17 protein-coding genes and 1 tRNA gene are annotated in these 17,314 nt (G+C 67.4%); 12 read left to right on the forward strand and 6 right to left on the reverse strand.

What is annotated here, in order from left to right; all coding sequences use genetic code 11:
* Positions 1-307 precede the first annotated feature (307 nt).
* Positions 308-1,405, forward strand: coding sequence for a VIT1/CCC1 family protein (locus DSP71_RS20870; protein WP_058631167.1), 1,098 nt, complete (start codon positions 308-310; stop codon positions 1,403-1,405).
* Between the two features lie 112 nt (positions 1,406-1,517).
* On the opposite strand, the gene DSP71_RS20875 is transcribed toward DSP71_RS20870, so the two are convergent.
* Positions 1,518-1,600: transfer RNA gene (locus DSP71_RS20875), tRNA-Leu, on the reverse strand.
* Between the two features lie 111 nt (positions 1,601-1,711).
* On the opposite strand from DSP71_RS20875, the gene DSP71_RS20880 reads away from it, so the two are divergent.
* Together DSP71_RS20880 and DSP71_RS20885 are read left to right on the forward strand one after the other, a co-directional pair.
* On the forward strand, positions 1,712-3,007 hold the full coding sequence (locus DSP71_RS20880) for a M20/M25/M40 family metallo-hydrolase (protein WP_113681952.1): 1,296 nt from the start codon (positions 1,712-1,714) through the stop codon (positions 3,005-3,007).
* 41 nt (positions 3,008-3,048) lie between these two features.
* The gene (locus DSP71_RS20885) at positions 3,049-3,873 is read left to right on the forward strand and encodes an undecaprenyl-diphosphate phosphatase (protein WP_017830635.1); all 825 of its coding nucleotides are present in this window, start codon (positions 3,049-3,051) and stop codon (positions 3,871-3,873) included.
* A gap of 7 nt (positions 3,874-3,880) precedes the next feature.
* Here the strand turns inward: DSP71_RS20885 and DSP71_RS20890 are convergent, their stop codons facing one another.
* On the reverse strand, positions 3,881-4,729 hold the full coding sequence (locus DSP71_RS20890) for a PAC2 family protein (protein ID WP_046747004.1): 849 nt from the start codon (positions 4,727-4,729) through the stop codon (positions 3,881-3,883).
* Positions 4,730-4,809: 80 nt separating this feature from the next.
* Here DSP71_RS20890 and DSP71_RS20895 point away from each other — a divergent pair, with 80 nt between their 5' ends.
* Genes DSP71_RS20895 through lnt form a run of 9 tightly spaced genes read left to right on the forward strand, consistent with a single transcriptional unit; the run spans position 4,810 to position 14,511 of the window.
* On the forward strand, positions 4,810-5,502 hold the full coding sequence (locus tag DSP71_RS20895; RefSeq protein WP_371861856.1) for an HAD family phosphatase: 693 nt from the start codon (positions 4,810-4,812) through the stop codon (positions 5,500-5,502).
* Positions 5,499-6,518, forward strand: a complete 1,020-nt coding sequence (locus tag DSP71_RS20900; protein WP_058631169.1) for a tRNA (adenine-N1)-methyltransferase — start codon at positions 5,499-5,501, stop codon at positions 6,516-6,518. Before DSP71_RS20895 ends, DSP71_RS20900 begins: the two co-directional genes overlap by 4 nt.
* 10 nt (positions 6,519-6,528) lie before the next feature.
* Positions 6,529-7,440 carry a hypothetical protein gene (locus tag DSP71_RS20905; RefSeq protein WP_113681953.1) on the forward strand — a complete coding sequence of 304 codons (912 nt, stop codon included), beginning with the start codon at positions 6,529-6,531 and terminating at the stop codon, positions 7,438-7,440.
* Positions 7,440-8,432, forward strand: coding sequence for a YafY family protein (locus tag DSP71_RS20910; protein WP_058631171.1), 993 nt, complete (start codon positions 7,440-7,442; stop codon positions 8,430-8,432). The genes DSP71_RS20905 and DSP71_RS20910 overlap by 1 nt, the downstream gene beginning before the upstream one ends.
* The gene (locus DSP71_RS20915) at positions 8,429-9,412 is read left to right on the forward strand and encodes a YafY family protein (protein ID WP_113681954.1); all 984 of its coding nucleotides are present in this window, start codon (positions 8,429-8,431) and stop codon (positions 9,410-9,412) included. The genes DSP71_RS20910 and DSP71_RS20915 overlap by 4 nt, the downstream gene beginning before the upstream one ends.
* A 44-nt stretch (positions 9,413-9,456) precedes the next feature.
* Complete coding sequence (gene tatA, locus DSP71_RS20920; protein WP_113681955.1) at positions 9,457-9,690, forward strand: twin-arginine translocase TatA/TatE family subunit; 234 nt, start codon at positions 9,457-9,459, stop codon at positions 9,688-9,690.
* 57 nt (positions 9,691-9,747) lie between these two features.
* A complete protein-coding gene (tatC, locus tag DSP71_RS20925; protein WP_045265395.1) occupies positions 9,748-10,506 on the forward strand; it encodes a twin-arginine translocase subunit TatC in 759 nt (252 codons plus the stop codon).
* Complete coding sequence (locus DSP71_RS20930) at positions 10,503-12,977, forward strand: RNA helicase (RefSeq protein ID WP_113681956.1); 2,475 nt, start codon at positions 10,503-10,505, stop codon at positions 12,975-12,977. Before tatC ends, DSP71_RS20930 begins: the two co-directional genes overlap by 4 nt.
* Position 12,978: 1 nt before the next feature.
* A complete protein-coding gene (gene lnt, locus DSP71_RS20935) occupies positions 12,979-14,511 on the forward strand; it encodes an apolipoprotein N-acyltransferase (protein ID WP_113681957.1) in 1,533 nt (510 codons plus the stop codon).
* Here the strand turns inward: lnt and DSP71_RS20940 are convergent.
* From DSP71_RS20940 to DSP71_RS20955, 4 genes are all read right to left on the reverse strand, one after another.
* Entirely contained in the window at positions 14,508-14,891 is a 384-nt protein-coding gene (locus tag DSP71_RS20940; RefSeq protein ID WP_021200565.1) for an RNA polymerase-binding protein RbpA, read from the reverse strand. The genes lnt and DSP71_RS20940 overlap by 4 nt on opposite strands.
* A 123-nt stretch (positions 14,892-15,014) precedes the next feature.
* A complete protein-coding gene (locus tag DSP71_RS20945) occupies positions 15,015-15,791 on the reverse strand; it encodes a glycerophosphodiester phosphodiesterase family protein (RefSeq protein WP_113681958.1) in 777 nt (258 codons plus the stop codon).
* The gene (locus tag DSP71_RS20950) at positions 15,788-16,717 is read right to left on the reverse strand and encodes an SPFH domain-containing protein (protein WP_046746996.1); all 930 of its coding nucleotides are present in this window, start codon (positions 16,715-16,717) and stop codon (positions 15,788-15,790) included. The genes DSP71_RS20945 and DSP71_RS20950 overlap by 4 nt, the downstream gene beginning before the upstream one ends.
* 9 nt (positions 16,718-16,726) lie before the next feature.
* Positions 16,727-17,200: an NfeD family protein gene (locus tag DSP71_RS20955; RefSeq protein ID WP_046746995.1), complete on the reverse strand. Its 474-nt coding sequence runs from the start codon at positions 17,198-17,200 to the stop codon at positions 16,727-16,729.
* Positions 17,201-17,314: the final 114 nt, after the last annotated feature.

Genomic DNA, 17,314 nt, shown 5'->3' on the forward strand with positions numbered 1-17,314 from the left:
TGAACAGCCTCGTCGGCCTCTACGCGCGCCAGAAGGGTGAGCCGCACGGCGCGGTGCATGCCGAGCTCCGCCGCATCTGCGGAGGACCGGCAGTCGCGCAGGCCACCGTGACGCAGCTGCAATCCCGCATCGAGGTTCTTCGGAAGCGCGTGCGGTCCTGACATGATCTGCGCCCCGTCCGTGCAGGGACGGCGCTTCGGATCCCCGAAATGCTGTCAATCCGCGCCTGGGTGAGGTCGTGCTGAGCATCCGCGGATAGCGTTGAACGGTTGCCCACGCATAGGGCGCCGCCATCTCTGGAGGATCCATGACAGCCCCCGCTGCCGCCACCCCGACCCCCGCCGATCGTCGGCGCTGGGCGCGCTACCTGGTCGAGGAGCGCGCCGAGGGCGCCGTCTATCAGAAGCTCGCTGCACGCCGAGAAGGCGAAGAGCGCGACATCCTGCTGAGCCTCGCCGATGCGGAACGTCGCCATGAGCAGCATTGGCTCGATCTCCTCGGTGAGGAACCGCGGCGTCTGCCCCGCGCCGGGGTCCGCTCGCGCCTACTCGGATGGATGGCCGGTCGTTTCGGATCGATCTTCGTGCTCGCCCTCGCACAGAGCGCTGAGGCACGGTCGCCCTACGATTCGGAGCAGTACGCCACTCCGGCCATGAGGGCAGACGAGAAGGTGCACTACGAGGTCGTGCGCGGACTCGCTGCGCGTGGTCGCAGGCGGTTGTCCGGTTCGTTCCGCGCGGCCGTGTTCGGCGCCAACGACGGCCTGGTGAGCAACCTCGCGCTGGTGCTCGGGATCGGCGCGACGGGCGTGAGCTCCGGCTTCGTGCTTTTCAGCGGGATCGCCGGTCTCCTGGCCGGCGCACTGTCGATGGGAGCAGGCGAGTTCGTCTCGGTACGTTCCCAGCGCGAACTGCTCGCGGCGACGGAGGCCAACGAGGACGCACACGCATCAGCGGGAGATCTCGACATCGACGAGAACGAGCTGGCTCTCGTCTACCGTGCCCGCGGCATGGAGCAGGAGGAATCCCTCGCGCGGGCACGCCGCATCGTGAAGGCGGCGCAGGCCGGCGTGCGTCAGGCGGCGACCGGTCCCGTGGACATCCAGCGCGGCGATGATCACGAGATCGTCGGCAGCGACTGGACGGCGGCCATCTCCAGCTTCCTCCTGTTCGCCTCCGGGGCGATCATCCCCGTGCTCCCGTGGATCTTCGGGCTTCAGGGCACCACGGCGATCATCGTCGCCCTCGTGCTCGTCGGCATCGCCCTCCTGAGCACAGGCGCGATGGTGGGAGTGCTGTCCGGGGGCCCGCCCCTTCGTCGAGCACTCCGCCAGCTCGCCATCGGGTTCGGGGCTGCCGCGATCACCTACGCGCTCGGTGTGCTGTTCGGCGTCGGCGCGGCCTGAACGATCCGCGATCCGGCGGGCGCTGCGTCCCCGCCGGATCGCGGAAGACGAACCGCATCGCGGAACGCGAAGAAGGCCCCGGATCCTGGGATCCGGGGCCTTCTTCTTCCTGTGCGCGGAGGGGGACTTGAACCCCCACGCCCTTACGGGCACTACGACCTCAACGTAGCGCGTCTACCATTCCGCCACCCGCGCAGGTTTTGGATGATCGTTGCCGACCGAAGAATAACATTACCATGTCCTCCGCGGCCTCTCGAACCGAGGCGCACGCCCGGGCGTGGCGCGACGTTTCGATAGCCTGGACCCATGACTGAACCGTCCCTCCCGGAGGTCGTGCGCATCGCGAGCGACCTGATCCGCTTCGACACCTCCAACTTCGGCGGTGGCAACGCGAAGGGCGAGCGGGAAGCCGCGGAGTATGTCGGGGCCTACCTGGAGGGGCTCGGACTCGAGGTCGAGTACTACGAGCCGATCCCGCGCCGCACGAACGTCATGGCACGAGTGGCGGGACGCGACAGGGAAAAGCCCGCACTCGTCGTGCACGGGCACCTCGATGTGGTCCCGGCCATGGCCGAGGATTGGAGCGTCGACCCGTTCGCCGGATTGGTGCAGGACGGGATGCTCTGGGGCCGTGGGGCCGTGGACATGAAGAACATGAACGCGATGATCCTCACCTCGGTCGCCGAGATCCTGCGTGCGGGTGAGCAGCCGGAGCGCGACCTCGTTCTCGCGTTCTTCGCCGACGAAGAGAACGGCGGGGTCGAGGGGTCGGCGCTCGTCGTGCAGAACCGCCCGGAATGGTTCGAGGGTGCCGCGGCCGCGATCAGCGAGGTCGGCGGCTACTCGATCACGGTCGACGACCGCCGCGCCTATCTGCTGCAGGTGGGGGAGAAGGCCCTGATCTGGATCCGTTTGGTGGCGAAGGGGCGAGCGGGACACGGCAGCCGCCTGCACGACGACAACGCGGTCACGAAGCTCGCTGAGGCCGTCGCGGCGATCGGACGCACCCGGTGGCCGATCCGCCTGACTCCGACCACCAGAGCGCTGCTCGAGGGGCTGAGCACGCTGTCAGGTCGCAGCGCGGACGACCCTGACGCTCTCGCCGCAGCCGCAGGGCCGGCCGAGGCCTTCCTCCGCTCCTCGTTCCGCACCACCACGAACCCGACGGCGCTGACCGCGGGGTACAAGCACAACGTCATCCCGGAGCGGGCGGAGGCGCTCATCGACGTGCGAGTGATCCCCGGCACCGAGGGCGAGGTCCTGGCCGAGCTCCAGCAGATCGTCGGAGACGAGATCGTCATCGAGACGGTCGTCCGTGACATCGGTATGGAGACGCCCTTCGAAGGGGATCTCGTCGAGGCGATGGTCGCCAGCATCGGTCGTCATGACCCCGGGGTTCCGGTGATCCCGTATCTGCTCGGTGCCGGTACCGACAACAAGGCGTTGGCGTACCTCGGGATCACGGGCTACGGCTTCGCACCTCTCAGGCTCCCGGCCGACCTCGACTTCACAGGCATGTTCCACGGAGTCGACGAGCGAGTACCCGTAGAATCGCTTGTCTTCGGCCAGCGGGTGCTGACCGATCTGCTGCGCACGTACTGAGCGCCGCGCGCTCCGTGCCTCCTCCGACCTGAAAGCCCTCCATGCACCTGCTCGAAGCACTGATCCTCGGCGTCGTCCAGGGACTCACCGAGTTCCTCCCGATCTCCTCCAGCGCACACCTGCGCATCCTCGGGACGTTCCTCCCCTCCGGTGAGGACCCGGGCGCGGCGTTCACCGCGATCACCCAGATCGGCACCGAGGCCGCAGTCGTCGTGTTCTTCTGGCGAGACATCGTACGCATCGTGACCCAGTGGTTCCGCTCCCTCGTGGGGAAAGCGCCTCGCAACGATCCGGACGCGAGGATGGGCTGGTTGATCATCATCGGCAGCATCCCGATCGTGGTGCTCGGGCTGCTCTTCCAGGATCAGATCGAGACCGTCTTGCGCTCGATGTGGATCGTCGCGGTCATGCTGATCGTCTTCGGAATCCTGCTCGGTGTGGCCGATTACGTGGGGGCGAAGCGCCGCAAGCTCGACGACCTGACCTACCCGCACGGCATCGCATTCGGTTTCGCGCAGGCGCTGGCCCTGATTCCCGGCGTCTCCCGTTCGGGCGGAACCATCACCATGGGCCTGTTCCTGGGCTACGAGCGCGCCGCGGCTGCGCGTTATGCGTTCCTGCTGGCGATCCCTGCGGTGTTCGGCAGCGGCTTCTACCAGGTCTTCAAGAGCTGGGACGAGCCCTCGTTCTTCTCCTTCGGCGACACCCTCGCCGCGACCGGCATCGCGTTCGTCGTCGCTCTCGGCGTGATCGCGTTCTTCATGAACTGGATCTCGAAGCGCAGCTTCCTGCCGTTCGTGATCTACCGCATCCTGCTCGGAACCGTGCTGCTCGTACTGCTCGGCACCGGCGTGATCGCAGCCTGAGCGCGAATCAGCGCTTGCGGTCTCCCGGACCGTCGTCCCGTCGACGGAGGTAGCGCTCGAAGGCCTGCGCGATCGCGTCTCCCGACGCTTCGGGGGAGTCCCACGTGTCGCGCGTGCGCTCGAGCTGGCGGATGTACTCCGCCATGTCCTCATCCTCGGAAGCGGCGGCGTCGATGGACGCCTCCCACGCGGCAGCCTCCGTCCGCAGCGCCTGACGGTCGACATCCACGCCGGTGAGTTCCTCGAGCCGGTCCAGCAGCGCGAGGGTCACCTTCGGCGAGGGAGTCGCCGAAGCGACGTAGTGCGGCACACTCGCCCACAGGCTCGCTGTGGGGATTCCCGCATTCTCGGCGAAGTGCTCGAACACCGTGAGGATTCCCACCGGGCCCTCGTACATCGATCGTTCCAGGGCGTGCGCCTCGCGCACCTGCTCGTTCTGGCTGGAGGCGAAGATCGATATCGGTCGGGTGTGCGGCACGTCGGAGAGCATCGCACCGAGGGTCACCAGCCCGGTGATGTCGTCACGCAACGCGACGTCGATGAACTCGGAGGCGAACGCCTGCCACGTGCGCGCGGGCTCGGCGCCGGTGAGCAGCCAGATCTCGGGACCGGGCCCGGGATCGCGCGGCCGCCACAGTCCTGCTTCCGGCCAGGTCAGCTGGCGTCGTCCCTCGGCGTCCATGCGTGTCGATGGGCGCGTGTACTGGTAGTCGAAGTACAGCTCGGGGTCGACGGAATGCACGAGGTCGTACTCCGAGGATCTCCGCAGTGCCTCGATGGCGCCGCTCGCTGCTTCACCCGCATCGTTCCAGCCGTCGAAGGCGGCGATGACGATGCGCGGACCGAGAACATCCATCGAGGCTCCCTTCGAGATGGCGGTCGTGATCCTTCCAGGCTAGTCCGCGGAGGCGGGATGCGGGCGGCACCACGGCTAGCATGGGTTCAGTGAGCAGAAAGCCCAGCGCGGTCCTGTGGGACATGGATGGAACACTCGTCGACACCGAACCGTATTGGATGGCGGCCGAGACGGCGCTCGTCCAGTCGTTCGGAGGCTCCTGGACCCATGAGGATGCACTTCAGCTCGTGGGAAGCGGCCTGATCGACAGCGCGGTCATCCTACAGAACGCCGGAGTCGCCATGGAAGCCGAGGCGATCGTCTCGCATCTCACCGACGTCGTGCAGGAGTCGCTGCGCACCCAGGGCGTCCCGTTCCGCCCCGGTGCGCGCGAGCTGCTCCGCGACCTCCGCGACGCGGGGATCCCGACAGGGCTGGTGACGATGTCGTTGCGCCGCATGGCCCTCAACGTGGTCGACCTGATCGAGTTCGACGCGTTCGACATCGTGGTCGCGGGCGACGACGTGGACAACCCCAAGCCGCATCCCGAGCCTTACCTGCAGGCAGCGGCTCTTCTGGACGTCGACATCGCCGAGGTGATCGTCATCGAGGACTCGCCGACCGGGGTGCGAGCGGGCCTCGCCTCGGGCGCGCTCACCCTCGCAGTCCCGCACATCGTGCCTCTCGACCACCTCGGCGCTCACGAGCTGTGGGACACGCTGGACGGCCGAGGCGCGGTGGACCTGACCGATCTCTACGACAGCCGCGCAACCGCGACAGGAGCCGCCCGATGACCGAAGCCAGCCCGAACCGGCCGAGTGGCCCCTTCCGCGCCGGCGACCGCGTGCAGCTCACCGGCCCCAAGGGGCGCCTGCACACCGTGACGCTCCGCGAGGACGGCGAACTGCACACGCATCAGGGCGTGCTCCGCCACCGCGACCTCATCGGACTTCCCGACGGCTCCGTCGTGGCGAACAGCTCGGGGCACGACTACCTGGCGCTGCGTCCGTTGCTGCGCGATTTCGCGATGTCGATGCCGCGCGGAGCGGCGATCGTGTACCCGAAGGACGCGGCGCAGATCGTGATGCAGGCCGACATCTTCCCCGGCTCGGTCGTGGTCGAGGCGGGTGTCGGCTCCGGCGCTCTCTCCCTTTCCCTCCTGCGAGCCGTGGGACCGGCGGGAACGCTGATCTCCTTCGAACGCCGCGAGGACTTCGCCGATGTCGCCCGCGGCAACGTGGAGACGTTCTTCGGGGAGCGCCCTGACACCTGGCGCGTCGTGGTCGGCGATCTCGTGGAGTCCCTTCCCCGCGAGGTGACGCCGGCCTCCGTCGATCGGGTGGTGCTCGACATGCTCGCTCCGTGGGAGTGCATGGACGCCGTCGCCGATGCGCTGACCCCCGGTGGCGTCGTGCTCTGCTACGTGGCGACAGCCACTCAGCTCTCCCGTGTGGCAGAGTACATCCGCGCCACGGGTCTCTTCACCGAACCCGATGCCTCCGAGACGATGGTTCGCGGCTGGCATGTGGAGGGCCTCGCCGTGCGGCCTGATCACCGCATGGTCGCGCACACCGGCTTCCTGCTCACCGCGCGCAGGCTCGCGCCGGGTGCGGTCGCCCCCTCCGTGAAGCGACGGGCATCCAAGAGCAGCTATGGCGACGAGGACGTGGAGGCGTGGACCCCCGGTGCCGTGGGCGACCGCGAGATCAGCGACAAGAATCTCCGCAAGCGCGCACGGGAGGCGGAGAAGGCTGCGGAAGGGGCGCGCCTTGCCGCCGCATCGCGCGATTCCGGGCACGCGACGGAATAGACTGGAGCGCGTGCGTAAAACGTCCGCCGTTCTGGCCTCCCTCAGCCTCGCCGTCCTCGCCCTGACGGGCTGCACCGCGACCGCATCCGACGGTGTCGCCGCCTGTGATCGCGGTGGTGACGACAAGATCCTGAACGTCGCCGACGTGAGCGGTGACCTCGGTTCGCTGCCCGACGTCGAGGTCTTCGGGCCCGTCAAGTCCGACAAGACGGCCTTCGCCGATGTGACGGTCGGCGATGGCCTCCCGCTGGGCTCGAAGTTCCAGCCCGTGGTGCTCGATATCGCCTTCTACGGCGGCGACAGCGGCGAGAAGCTCTACCAGTCCGAGTTCAACGGCGACCAGAGCCGCGTGCACAGCATCGACTACTGGGCGCAGCGCTCTGCCGGTCTGTCCGATGTGCTGGAGTGCGCGACCGAGGGCAGTCGCGTCCTCGCCGTGCTCACCCCGGAGGACTTCGGCGAGCAGAACGTCCAGGCGTTCGGACTCGAAAAGGGGGAGAACATCGTGGCGGTCATCGACGTGCTCGATGTGATGCCGGCGAAGGCATCCGGCGCGTTGCAGTTCAATGACGCGCGAGGACTCCCCACCGTGGTGCGCGCTCCCGACGGCACGCCGGGCGTCATCATCCCCGACGTTCCCGCCCCCAAGGAGATCACCACGCAGACGCTGATCAAGGGCGACGGTCCGAAGGTGAAGAAGGACGACATCGTCGTCACCAACATCATGGGCGTCGGTTGGGACGACAAGAAGGTCACCACGAGCTCCTGGGGTGCCGATGCCAGCGTCAGCGTGGCTGCCGAACAGCTCGTCGGAGCCACGGTCGGATCCCAGCTCCTCGTCGTCTTCCCCGCCGCCGAGAACGCTCCGGCCACTGCGGTCGTCGTCGACATCCTGGGCGCAGTGACGGCGCCCACGCCGTGATGGCAGCCCGGATCCCCGCGGAGGAGCGTCTGACGAATCTCGTCGTGGCGCTGATGGCCACGGAGATCGGGTTGACCAAGCAGCAGATCCTCGACAACGTCTCCGGCTACCGGCAGCGCGCCGAGGCCGGTACCCGGTCGGATGCGCTCGAGAAGATGTTCGAGCGCGACAAGGACGAGTTGCGCTCACTCGGCGTGCCCATCGAGACCATCGGGGACGCCGCGGATCCGAACGATCTCCGCGAGGCGCGCTATCGCATCCCGCAGGCGGAGTACGACCTCCCCAGCGACATCGAGTTCTCGCCGGCCGAGCTCGCGGTGCTACAGCTCGCAGGAAGCGTCTGGAGCTCCGAATCGGTCTCCGGGGACGCGCAGTCCGGCGTCCGCAAGATTCGCGCCCTCGGCATCGACGGCGACGAGCCGATCATCGGGTTCGCGCCGCGCATCACCGCGCGCGATGCGGCGTTCTCGCCTCTGCAGGATGCGATCGAGCGGTGCAGGGTGGTCACGTTCGAGTACTTGAAGCCCGGAGAGGATGCGCCGCGCCGCCGCCGTATCCGGCCGCTGGCTCTGGTCGACTACGAGGCACGGTGGCATGTCTACGGCATCGACGTCGATGTGGAGGAGGACCGCACCTTCCTGCTCAGCCGGATCGTCGGGGACGTACGCATGACTCCCCAGAGCTTCGATCCGGTGCTGCGCGACGGCGCAGGAGATCGCGCACTCGCCGGGCTGGAGCGCGTCGCCGCCGAGAACTCGGCCCTTCTGGAGGTCACCCCCGGCACGGAGGCGGCGTTGCGGCTGGGACGACGCGCCTCGCCGGCCACGCAGGGCATCAACGTGCCCTTCGTCGACCTGCACATCCTCGCCGACGAGCTCGCCTCGTACGGACCGGAAGTACGAGTGGTCGACCCGGCACCCTTGCGGGAAGCCGTGATCTCGCGGCTGCGTGCCGTCGTGAACGCCCACTCCGGAGCGGAGGAGACGAAGTGAGCGCGAGCTCGAAGCCCCTGCTCGCCGCCGATCGCGTGCGCCTGTATCTCACACTGGTTCCCTATCTCCTGGAGCACGGACAGGTCTCTCTCGAGGAGGCGGCCGCGGAGTTCGCCGTCACGCCGCAGGAGATGCGCGGGATGGTGGAGAAGCTCACCGTGATCGGTCTCCCCGGAGAAGCGGGGTACTGGCAGCAGCCGCAGGAGATGTTCGACATCAACTGGGACCTCCTCGATCTGGAAGACGTGATCGAGATCACGAACGATGTGGCTCTACGCCGCGTCCCGCGCTTCACCGCTCGCGAGGCTGCGGCGCTGCTCGCAGGGCTCCAGATGGTCGCGGCGGTCCCGGCCGTCTCGGACTCGGGTCTCGTCGCCGGACTGATCTCCAAGCTGTCCCGTGGCGCGGCGGACGCGCCCGCCGATGTCGTCGTCGCCCCCAGTGCCGTCGACGAGGTGCGCGAGGCGGTGGCCCGCGGACTGCATGAGGGCGTCGCGATCGCGTTCACGTATCAGGCTCCCGACGCCGCGCCGACCACTCGCACCGTGGATCCGATGCAGATCCTCATCACCAACGGTCAGTGGTACCTCCAGGGGTGGTGCCATCTGCGCAAGGCCATGCGCACTTTCCACCTCGACCGGGTCAGCGCGCCGGCGCTCACCGACATCCCGATCACGCATCAGGGAGATCACGTCCCCGAAGCCTTCGCAGGGCTCGAGGAGGAACGGACCGTCACGGTGCGGGTGCCGGAGAGGCTGGCTCCTCTGCTCGACGGATTCGTGCCCACCGGAACCACCGACGCGGTGGACGGTACGGTCACAGCGCAGCTGCACCTCGCGGACCCGCGGGGTATCAAGCGGCTCGCTGCGCGCTTCGGCGGGGCGATGGAGGTGCTGGAGCCCGCGCTGGGCCGTACGGCGACGAGGGAGTGGGCTGCTGCGGGACTCGCGCTCTATCACCAGCCCGAAGCAGAGGTTTGATCTGTAGACTGGATCGAACGCTCACCGACGACGGGAAACCTGACATGTTCGCTGGAATGCAAGGCTGGCACCTGCTGATTGTGCTCGCCGTGATCCTCCTCCTGTTCGGTGCGGCCAAGTTGCCGGCTCTCGCGAAGAGCATGGGCCAGTCGGCTCGCGTGTTCAAGGGCGAGATGAAGGCCATGAAGGACGACGCCGCTCGCACCGACTCCGCAGCCGCCGAGCCGACCACGGTGAAGGACTCGGGCATCGACCCTGAGACCCCGCCCCGCGCCTGACCGGCCGTGGCAGCCATCGAACCGACCGTGATGCCGAAGGCGGATCGGGATCGACGGATGTCGCTCGGCGCGCATCTCGTCGAACTGCGCAAGCGCCTCATGTTCGCTGCGCTCGCCCTGCTCGTCGGAATGGTGATCGCCTTCCTCATCGCCGATCCGATCATCAACTTCATCACCGAACCGGTCCGCATCATCGCCGAGAAGCGCGGAGACGATTTCAGCGCGCTCAACTTCGGCACCGTCACGGCCGCGTTCGACATGCGCATGCGCATCGCGTTCTCGATCGGCATCTTCCTGTCCGCACCCGTGTGGCTGTGGCAGATCTGGGCGTTCATCATGCCCGGACTCACGCGCAAAGAGGTCAGGTACACCGTCGGCTTCGTGGTCGCCGCCGTTCCGCTGTTCTTCGCCGGCTGCTACCTCGGCGTCATGATCATGCCGCACATCATCGAGCTGATGTGGAGCTTCACCCCGGCAGGCGCGACGAACCTGTACTCGGCGCAGGAGTATTACGACTTCATCTTCAAGCTGATGATCGTGATCGGCATCTCCTTCGTGCTCCCGGTGTTCCTCGTCGCCCTCAACCTCGCAGGTGTGATGTCCGGACGGGCGATCCTCAAGGGATGGCGCGTCGCGATCATCATCGCGACGGTCTTCGCCGCGCTCGCGACACCCGCGGCAGACGTCGTCAGCATGCTGATGCTGGCCGGCATCCTCATCGTGCTGTTCTTCGCCGCTGCCGGTCTCTCGCTCATCTTCGACCGGCGCAAGCGCAAGCGTGACGAGGCATCAGGGCTTCTGCCGGATCCGGCATGAGCTCGCCTTCGGAGAAGTACGCTCGCGCGCGGGAAGCGGGTGAGCATCCGCAGTCAACGGCGTTCGCGGCGCTGCAGAAGTTCGATCTCGATCCGTTCCAGGTCGCCGGCTGTCATGCACTCGAGGGTGGACGAAGCGTGTTGGTCGCTGCTCCGACAGGTGCAGGCAAGACGATCGTCGGCGAGTTCGCGATCCATCTCGCGATGCAGACATCGAGCGACAAGGCCTTCTACACGACGCCGATGAAGGCACTGTCGAACCAGAAGTTCCGCGAGCTGGTCGACGTCTACGGGGCCGATCAGGTGGGCCTGCTCACCGGCGACACCAACATCAACGGCAATGCGCGGATCGTCGTCATGACGACCGAGGTCCTGCGCAACATGATCTACGCCGACTCGGCGGCGCTGAGGGATCTGCGCTACGTGGTCATGGACGAGGTGCACTACCTCGCTGACCGATTCCGTGGAGCGGTCTGGGAAGAGGTCATCATCCACCTCCCCGCCCGCGTCCGCCTGGTGTCGTTGAGCGCGACGGTGTCGAACGCGGAGGAGTTCGGCGACTGGCTGGACACGGTGCGCGGCGATACCGAGGTCATCGTCTCCGAGATCCGTCCCGTGCCGCTCGAACAGCACGTCCTCGTCCGTGACGACCTGCTGCCGCTGTTCGACGATCGGGCGGGTCTGGCCACCGCGCAGGTCAACCAGGAGCTCATGCGGATCCGCTCCGCGACGGGCACGACATACGAGAACAACCGGCAGGCGCAGTCGTACCGCAGCGACCGCCATGCCGGACGTCAGGCGAAGCGTCCGCCGCGCGGGGGACGACGTCCGGTCCGTGCTGCCAACGCGCGCCGCATCGAGCGAATGGATCGGCCCGACGTCGTCCGTCTGCTCGAACGCGCGAATCTGCTCCCTGCCATCTTCTTCATCTTCAGCCGCGTGGGGTGCGATGCCGCGGTGCAGCAGGTGCGCCGCTCCGGTATCAGGCTCACGTCCAACGAGGAGCGCGCGGAGATCCGCGCCATCGTCGAGGAGCGCACGCGGACCCTCCAGGACGAAGACCTCGGTGTGCTCGGCTACTGGGAATGGCTCGACAACCTCGAACGCGGAATCGCCTCGCACCACGCGGGCTTGCTGCCCGCTTTCAAGGAGGTCGTCGAGGAGCTCTATCAGCGCAAGCTCGTGAAGGTGGTCTTCGCCACCGAGACGCTCGCCCTCGGCATCAACATGCCGGCGCGCACCGTCGTCCTCGAGAAGATGGAGAAGTTCAACGGCGAAGCCCGCGTCGCCATCACGTCGGGGGAGTACACCCAGCTCACCGGTCGCGCAGGGCGTCGCGGCATCGACGTCGAGGGCCACGCCGTCGTGCAGTGGACCGAGGGCATGGATCCGCAGGCGGTCGCCGCACTCGCGTCCCGGCGCACGTATCCGTTGAACTCCAGCTTCCGCCCGACCTACAACATGGCCGTGAACCTGATCGACATGTTCGGCAAGCTCAGGGCGCGGCAGATCCTGGAATCGTCGTTCGCGCAGTTCCAAGCAGATCGGGCCGTCGTCGGGCTCGCACGCCAGGTGCGCGAGGCCGAGGAGTCGTTGGCCGGCTACCAGAGCGCGATGGCCTGTGAGCACGGGGATTACCCCGAGTACGCGGCCATCCGGCGCGAACTGAGTGACCTCGAGAAGAAGAACCGGCAGGACTCGAACGCCCCTCGCGCTTCACGCGACAAGCGGATGAAGCGAATCCAGTCGTTGCGCACGCAGATGCAGCGGCACCCGTGCCATCGTTGTCCGGATCGCGAAGCTCACGCGCGGTGGGCGGAGCGGTATTGGAAGCTCAAGCGCCAGACCGATCGGATCCGCCGTCAGATCGAGACGCGCACCGGCACGGTCGCACGCGTTTTCGACCGCGTGGTCGAGGTACTGGAGACGCTCGACTACCTCACCGAAGTCGACGGAGAGACGGCGCTGACCGAAGCGGGACGCACCATGCGTCGCATCTACGGCGAGCGGGATCTGCTCGTCGCGGAGTCGCTCCGTCAGGGGCTGTGGGCGGGGCTGGATGCTCCTTCACTCGCGGCGATGGCGTGCTGCCTCGTCTATGAGCCTCGCCGTGACGAGGCGAATTCGGGGGAGCGGGGTCTGCCCCGAGGCGCCTTCCGGGCCGCATACGAGAAGACGACGACGCTCTGGGCCGAGCTCGACGATCTGGAGCAGGATCACCACCTGCCCGGGAGTGAGCCGCTGGCGGCAGGGCTGGCCGGGGCGATGCACTCCTGGGCCCGCGGCGGCATGCTCGACCGCGTCCTGATCGACGCCGACATGGCTGCGGGAGACTTCGTGCGCTGGGCCAAGCAAACGATCGATCTGCTCGATCAGCTCTCCATCGTCGCGGAAGATGCCGCACTCGCACGAACGGCACGGGCCGCGCTCGATGGCGTGCGCCGCGGCATCGTCGCCTACTCGTCGATGTGAGATGGACGGAATGACCTCGAAAACCGCGCCACAACGCGCCCTCCTGCCCCTCTGGGCTGCTGTGCTCGCCGCCGGACTGGCCGCCCTGGTGATGAATCTGGCGTATCCGGAGGCTGCGATCTGGATCCTCGCCTTCCCAGCGACAGCTCTTCTGCTGCTCGCGCTGATAGGACGACGGTTCGGGGGTGCGCTGCTCGTCGGGCTGGTCTACGGCATCCTGTTCTTCGGGCTCCTGGTCTCCTGGACATCGCGATACCTCGGCCCCATCCCGTGGGCCGCCCTGAGCGTCGTCGAGGGCGTGCTGACGGCGATCGCCCTCATCCCGATTGCGCTCGCCTATCGCTGGCTCCCGAAAGCCTTCCCCGGGACAGCGGGGCGCCTTCTGGGGCTCCCGACGGTCGTCGCGGCCCTCTGGGTCGGCCGCGAGCTGTTCGTCGGCTCCTGGCCCTACGGCGGCTTCCCTTGGGCACGTATCGGCATGAGTCAGGCCGAGAGTCCCCTCGCGTCCGTCTCCTCCTGGGTCGGCGTGAGCGGGCTCAGCTTCCTCATGGTGCTCGTCGTGGCGATGCTGATCGAAGTCGTGCGGCTGCGCGCATGGCGCCGGCCCTTGCGGCTGATCGCGCCGGCAGCCCTCGTGGTGGTGCTGCTGTTCACCCCGCTCTTCCCGACCGCGACCAGCGGCTCGATGCGGATCGCCGCCGTGCAGGGGAACGGCCCGACGGGGTACTTCGACGATCGCGAGCCGTTCGCGGTGATCCAGGCGCAGACAGAGGCGACCGCCCCTCTTTACGGCGAAGACGTCGATCTGCTGGTCTGGCCGGAAGGGTCATTGGACGCGGACCCTTTTCAGAGCGATGCGCTGGCGCGGCGGATGACCCTCATCGCGAACCGGATCGACGCACCGCTCCTCGCCAACGCGCCAACAGGTCGTGACGACCGCTTCTTCAACACCTCGATGCTCTGGAACCTCGATGGCACCGCGAGGCAGCTGCACGACAAACGGCACCCCGTCCCCTTCGGCGAGTACGTGCCGGATCGCCCGTTCTTCAACGCGCTCGCCCCGGAGCTGATCGGTCTCATCCAACGGGAGTACACGCCGGGTTCGAACCCTCCGATCGTCGACGTCGACGGGGTCCGCGTCGGTCTCGCCATCTGCTTCGATGTGATCTACGACGATGTGATCTGGCAGGGCCTGAACGCGGGGGCAGAGGTGCTGGTGTTCCAGACGAACAATGCCGACTTCCGTGGCACGGACGAGAACCTGCAGCAGCTGGCCTTTGCACGCATGAGGGCCATCGAGACCGGCAGAAGCGTGGTGAACGTCTCGACCGTCGGCACGAGCCAGGTCATCCGTGCTGACGGCTCCACGGTCACGAGCCTGGACGCAGATGAGGCCGGAGCCATGCTCGAGGATGTCGAGCTGCGCTCCGGCCTCACGGCTGGTGTGGTGCTGGGCCCCTGGATCCAGGCAGTCGTGCTGTGGGGCGGTCTCGGCGCGCTCCTCGTCGGGTGGTGGCGCGCCAGGAGGCGCTAGGCGCCGATCTTCTCGCGGGTCGGGTCTTCTCCGGCACCGCGGCGGGCCCGGATGAAGGCGAGGCGCTCTTCCAGCAGCTCCTCGAGCTCGGCGCGCGTACGGCGCTCCAGCAGCATGTCCCAGTGGGTGCGGGCGGCCTTCTCGTCGCTCGCCTCGAGCGTGACGGCCTGGCCGTCGACGTTCAGTCGAGCCTCGGCACCGCAGGCGCGGCACTCCCAGGTCTGGGGCGGCTCGGCGTCCGCCGCGAACATCAGGTTCGTGACGTGGCCGCATGTGTCACAGGTGTAGGTGGTCTCACGGCGCTCCATGAAAACGACGCCCTCTTCGCTCTGTAGGCTCTGGGCGCCGAGTCGGATGCCGCGCAGGCTGCGATCTGCCATTGTGTGGTCCTCTCGTCGCTGTCAGGTATAACGCTCCAGCCTGTGGGCTTCATCCACGCGGGCGAGTTCTCGGCGGAACTCACAGGTTAATCCCAGCGGAGGAGGTTATGAGGCGGGTCGCCCCTAACGCGGGGCGAGAGTCTTCAGGGCGAGATCAGCGCGGTCCGACACGATGCCGTCGACACCGAGGTCGATGAGACGGCGCATGTCTGCGGCCTCGTTGACGGTCCAGATGTGCACCTCCACCCCGTGCCGGTGCGAGGCCTGAAGAAGAGCAGGAGTCAGCACCGTCAGCGCGCGGTGGCGCTCCGGGATCTGCAGAGCATCGATGCCGCGAAGGATGCGCGCGGGGGAGAGGCGGAGTGCCGAGAGCGCGCGCAGGGAGGCGATCGTCGCGCTGCCTCCGGACGTGGCCGGACGAAGCGCCGCCCCTGCCCGCAACACGGACGCCACCGTTCCCCGTCGATTGGCGTCGGAGAAGCTCGTCACGAGCACCCGGTGCGTGTCGTCGACCAGGATCTTCCCGAGAGGCTCGACAGCGGACGACGTCTTCACGTCGATGTTGAACCGCACGTCCGGGAAGGAATCGAGTGCTTCTGCGACGGTCAGCAGGCCCCCGTGCTCCTCGAACAGGGTGCGCAGCTCACGTGTACTCACCTCACCGACGGGCCGGGGGTCGCCGGTGAGTCGTGCGATGTCGTCATCGTGGAAGAGCACCACGTCGCCGCTCGCTGTGACCTGACAATCGGTCTCGATGTACTCGACGCCGGCGGCATGGGCGGCCGCGAAAGCCCCGGCGGAGTTCTCCCAGACGCCGGAGTCCTCGCCCGCCGCGGTGATCAGACCACGGTGGGCGAGGACTCGGGGATTCCGCGTCTTCGAGAAGTACGGGTGCGTCACGCGCCGGGAAGCGTGTTCGACGGGCCCTGGCCGGGCTTCGGCGTGAACGCGCTGCCGATGCCCTTGAGCGCCTCGGTGAGTTCGCTGGGGATGATCCAGAGCTTGTTGGACTGCCCCTCACTGATCTTCGGAAGCATCTGCAGGTACTGGTAGGCCAGAAGCTTGTCGTCCGGCTCGCCCTGGTGGATGGCGCTGAAGACGTTCTGGATGGCCTCGGCCTCACCCTGGGCGCGCAGCACTGCGGCTTGCTTGTCACCTTCCGCGCGGAGGATCTCCGCCTGCCGCGCACCCTCGGCTTCGAGGATCGCGGACTGCTTGGTCCCCTCAGCGGTCAGGATCGCGGCGCGGCGGTCACGCTCGGCTCGCATCTGCTTCTCCATCGAGTCCTGGATCGAGATGGGCGGGTCGATGGCCTTGAGCTCGACCCGGCCGACGCGGATGCCCCACTTGCCTGTCGCCTCGTCGAGGACGACTCGCAGTTGACCGTTGATGTTGTCACGGCTCGTGAGCGCTTCCTCGAGGTTGAGGCCACCGACCACGTTTCGAAGCGTGGTGGTCGTCAGCTGCTCGACGGCGCCCAGGTAGTTCGCGATCTCGTAGGTCGCCGCACGCGCGTCGGTCACCTGGAAGTAGACGACGGTGTCGATCGAGACCACGAGGTTGTCCTCGGTGATCACCGGCTGCGGCGGGAAGGACACGACCTGCTCGCGCATGTCGATCAGAGGCCGCAGCCTGTCGATGAACGGCACGAGCACGTTGAGGCCCGGCGTCAGTGTCTTGTGATAGCGCCCGAGACGCTCGACCACCCCGGCCGTGGCCTGCGGGATGATGCGGATCGCTCGCGCGACGGTGACCACCACGAAGATGATCACGGCGATCACGAGGATCCACAGGATCGCTGTGGGGATGAACGATGCGTCGTTCACGGGGTTCTCCTAGTCGTTCACGGGACGGACGATGGCCGTGGCGCCGTTGATCGCGGTCACGGCGACCGGGGCACCCTGGGGGATGGGAACGGGGGTGGCGGTGCGCGCGGTCCAGGTGTCGCCGTTCGCGAGCTTGGCCTGGCCGGAGATCTGCGTGATGTCATTCAGCGCGATCCCGCGAAGGTCTATGAGGGCGTCGACGTTCGACCTGGTCGGATCCTCGCCGCGGTGCAGGCGTCTGAGAAGGGGAGGGCGCAGGAACAGGATGAACAGGGCGGCAGCGGCGGCGGCGATGATCACCTGCAGCCACACGGGGACGCCGACCAGATCCGTGACGAGACCGACGACTCCGCCGAAGCTGAGCATGAGGAACGTGAAGTCCAGCGAGAGCATCTCGATCACCAGGAAGACGGCGATGAGAACCAGCCAGCCGATCCACGCCCATTGCTCGATGAACGTGACGAACGTCACGATGTTGTCCATGCGGCCTCCTTTGTGGTCAACGTATCACGCGCAGAGCGCTGGATCAGGGCGCCACTGCGTGCGCTTGGTAGGGTGTGAAGGCCGTGCGATCACGGCTTTTTTCGCGCATCATGA

Source organism: Microbacterium sp. H6 (assembly GCF_003314775.1).
Taxonomy (GTDB): domain Bacteria; phylum Actinomycetota; class Actinomycetes; order Actinomycetales; family Microbacteriaceae; genus Microbacterium; species Microbacterium oxydans.